The organism is Leucobacter soli, assembly GCF_042659205.1.
GTDB lineage: Bacteria > Actinomycetota > Actinomycetes > Actinomycetales > Microbacteriaceae > Leucobacter > Leucobacter soli.
In genome coordinates this window covers 1-3,068 of record NZ_JBHSRW010000255.1, presented here as the reverse complement: position 1 = coordinate 3,068, position 3,068 = coordinate 1, and the positions used below count along the sequence as shown (strand labels likewise).

Below are 3,068 nucleotides of genomic sequence, written 5' to 3'. Positions count from 1 at the left end.
CCCACCTGCAGCACGCGCAGCCGGTGCTCCTCGCGCACCAGCTCGCCGCGCACGCCTGGCCGCTGATCCGCGATCTCGAACGCCTGCGCGACTGGTCGGCCCGCGCCCGGCGCTCGCCCTACGGCGGCGGCGCCCTCGCCGGATCCTCCCTCGGCCTCGACCCCCGACTGGTCGCCGCCGAACTCGGTCTCGGCGATCCGCTCGACAACTCGATCGACGGCACGGCCGCGCGCGACGTGGTAGCTGAGTTCGCCTACATCGCCGCCCAGGTCGGCATCGACCTCTCGCGGCTCAGCGAGGAGATCATCCTCTGGAACACGAAGGAGTTCGGCTTCGTGCGCCTGCACGACGGCTACTCGACCGGATCCAGCATCATGCCGCAGAAGAAGAACCCCGACATCGCCGAGCTCGCGCGCGGCAAGTCGGGCCGTCTGATCGGCAATCTGACCGGCCTGCTCGCGACACTCAAGGGTCTGCCGCTCGCCTACAACCGCGACCTGCAGGAGGACAAGGAGCCCGTCTTCGACTCGGTGCAGCAGCTCGAGGTGCTGTTGCCGGCCTTCACCGGCATGGTGGCCACGCTCTCGTTCGACACCGACCGCATGGCCGCGCTCGCACCCCAGGGCTTCTCGCTCGCGACCGACGTCGCCGAGTGGCTAGTCAAGCAGGGGGTGGCGTTCCGCGACGCGCACGAGATCTCGGGGGAGCTGGTGCGTTTCTGCGAGGAGCGCGGGATCGAGCTGCACGAGCCGAGCGACGCCGAACTGGCGAGCGTCTCGCCGCATCTCGCACCCGCGGTGCGCGAGGTGCTGACCATCGAGGGCTCGGTGAACAGCCGCACGGGTGCCGGCGGCACGGCGGCGGTGCGGGTCGCCGAGCAGCTCGCACTGCTGGCGGCGAGGATCGCGGAGTTCCGCGCGGTGCGGTAGGCACTGCGGAGCGCGAGGCGTCGTCTTCGCGCCTCCGACCGGCTCTCAATAGCTCGGCCGTTCGGTGTTCAGTCGTTCAGCCGCTGAGCGAACCGAACGCGGACACGGTGCAGATCGCACCGACCACGAGAAGCACGGGAGCGCCGAGGATCCCGCACCAGAAGCTGCGTGCCGCGATCCCGAGCGGTAGGAGCGCTGCGACGACGGCGACGATCGTGACGAGTATTCCGGTGACAGCGAAGATCGGTTGGCCGAACACCGGAGCCAGCGGAATGAAATGGATGCCGACGACGGCGAGCACCAGCGGGGCGATGAGGTCGCCGCGTCTTCGCCGCGTCGCCCAGATGGCGACCACCACGATCGCGACGACTTCGAGCGCGAAGACCGTGAGATAGATCGTGCTCGCGGTACCGCCGAAACTGATCGCGGTCGGCCCGGTCCAGTTGCGGATCACCGCGGGCATGCTGATCCCGGTGAGCGCGAGGCCTCCGAGCCCGAGGAGGGCGAGGACGATTCGCCAGATCCAGTGCGTCGGCGGGCGCTCCTGCGCCCAGCCCGACCATACGAACGCGGCCACGCCGAAGATGACACCGGTCATCAGCAGGTCGCGAGGGAACTCGGTAATGATCATGGATCCTCTTCGATTCCGCCAGCGGGATGGGCAGGCAGGGCCAGCGTATCCCAAGGGCTCGGAGGCCGGTGGAGCCGCCGGGATCGTGCCGGCGCCGGAAATGCCGGTGCAGGCACGCGCGGTTTACTTCGCCGGGGCGTTCGGGGAGGATGGTGGTATGACTGGCACGGCGGACGACCTTCCCCTGACCGCGGATCTCGCACGCGCGGCGCGCGCGTTCACGAAGGTGTCGACGCGCACGATCGCGGAATCGGCCGGCCTCACGAAGAAACAGGTGCGGAGCTTCGAGCAGGGCACGATCGCTCTGCCGGCGGCGGACCTGGCGCGGCTCAAGGAATCGTTGGAGCGGTACGGTGCGCTGTTCATCCCCGAGGACGAGACCGCGGGGTACGGAGTGCGCCGACGGTACTCCCGCGAGAAGCTGCTCCAACTGAACGCGTGGGAGGACGAGGGCGGGCCGCCGCCCCAGTGACGGCCTCCGCCGTGGCCGTTGGCTAGAATCGAACGGTGAACGCAGCAGCAGAACGCGCCGAGATCCTGGCAGCCCAGTGCAACGACGACAGCTTCGCGACCCTGTGGGACGAGCTGGAGTGGCGCGGGCTGATCCACGTCTCGACCGACCCGGGAGCCCTGTCGGAGCTGTTCGAGGGCGAGCCGTTCACCTATTACTGCGGCTTCGACCCGACCGCGCCCAGCCTGCACCTCGGCAACCTGGTGCAGCTGCTGCTGCTGCGCCGTCTGCAGTTGAAGGGGCACCGGCCGCTCGGGCTCGTGGGCGGCTCGACCGGCCTCATCGGCGACCCCCGACCGACGGCCGAGCGCACGCTCAACAGTCGGGACACCGTCGCCGAGTGGGTGGCACGGCTCCAGGCGCAGGTCTCGCGCTTCCTCTCGGATGACGGCGCGAACGCGGTGCGTCTCGTCAACAACCTCGACTGGACCGCCCCGCTCAGCGCCATCGACTTCCTGCGCGAGGTCGGCAAGCACTTCCGCGTCGGCACGATGCTCAAGAAGGATGCCGTGGCCGCGCGTCTCGCCTCGGACGAGGGCATCAGCTACACCGAGTTCAGCTACCAGATCCTGCAGGGCTTCGACTTCCTCGAGCTGCACCGGCAGTACGACTGCCGGCTGCAGACGGGCGGCAGCGACCAGTGGGGCAACCTGACGAGCGGCACCGACCTCATCCGCAAGGTCGAGGGCGTGTCGGCGCACGCGATCGGCACACCGCTGATCACGAACTCCGACGGCACGAAGTTCGGCAAGAGCGAGGGCAACGCCATCTGGCTCGACCCCGAGATGTGCTCGCCCTACCGCTTCTACCAGTTCTGGCTCAACCAGTCCGACGCCGATGTGATCGACCGGCTCAAGGTCTTCACCTTCCTGACCCGCGCCGAGATCGACGAGTACGCGGCGCAGGTCGCGGCCGAGCCGTACAAGCGCGCGGCGCAGCGGCGCCTGGCGCTCGAGGTGACGTCGCTCGTGCACGGCTCGGCGGCCGCGCAGGCGGC

The 3,068-nt window shown here is 69.2% G+C and carries 4 protein-coding genes; 3 read left to right on the top strand and 1 reads right to left on the bottom strand.

The genetic code is table 11. The features are described from left to right. Positions 1 to 929 (top strand): argininosuccinate lyase (argH, locus tag ACFPZL_RS11730; protein WP_382335537.1); only part of this gene is annotated, 929 nt, incomplete at its 5' end. Between the two features lie 76 nt (positions 930 to 1,005). Here argH and ACFPZL_RS11725 read toward each other — a convergent pair. Continuing rightward, complete coding sequence (locus ACFPZL_RS11725) at positions 1,006 to 1,560, bottom strand: hypothetical protein (RefSeq protein ID WP_218114477.1); 555 nt, start codon at positions 1,558 to 1,560, stop codon at positions 1,006 to 1,008. Between the two features lie 157 nt (positions 1,561 to 1,717). On the opposite strand from ACFPZL_RS11725, the gene ACFPZL_RS11720 reads away from it, so the two are divergent. Both ACFPZL_RS11720 and tyrS read left to right on the top strand, forming a co-directional pair. After that, a complete protein-coding gene (locus ACFPZL_RS11720; protein WP_218114478.1) occupies positions 1,718 to 2,032 on the top strand; it encodes a hypothetical protein in 315 nt (104 codons plus the stop codon). Between the two features lie 35 nt (positions 2,033 to 2,067). Continuing rightward, the coding region (gene tyrS, locus ACFPZL_RS11715) for a tyrosine--tRNA ligase (protein ID WP_382335535.1) at positions 2,068 to 3,068 on the top strand (1,001 nt) is incomplete at its 3' end.